Annotated in this window: 1 pseudogene; it reads right to left on the reverse strand. The window is 65.5% G+C overall.

Annotated elements, in window-relative coordinates:
* Positions 1-236 (reverse strand): annotated as a pseudogene (locus tag RM423_RS25170) (hypothetical protein); the annotation flags it as partial.
* Positions 237-267 lie beyond the last annotated feature (31 nt).

The following is a 267-nucleotide window of genomic DNA, read 5'->3' on the forward strand; positions in this document are numbered from 1 at the left end:
CGATCTTGGATGTCGGTGAGAAGCAGCCGGCGCACGGCGCCGATCGACACGCCGTGGTAGACGATGAGTGCGACGATTGCCGCTCGGGCCGGATCGATGGATTGCAGGGCTTCGCGCAGCACGGCCGGGGCCTGGGGCATCGGTTCGCGCTCCTGATACTGGCCGGTGACCAGCCGCCCGATCGGGTTGACGAAGATCGTCTTACGTCCTTTGAGAACGCCGAAGATCGACTTCAAGCCCTGGCCGCATCCAGCGCGTGCGTTGCCG

Source organism: Jatrophihabitans lederbergiae (assembly GCF_031845305.1).
GTDB classification, from domain to species: domain Bacteria; phylum Actinomycetota; class Actinomycetes; order Mycobacteriales; family Jatrophihabitantaceae; genus Jatrophihabitans_A; species Jatrophihabitans_A lederbergiae.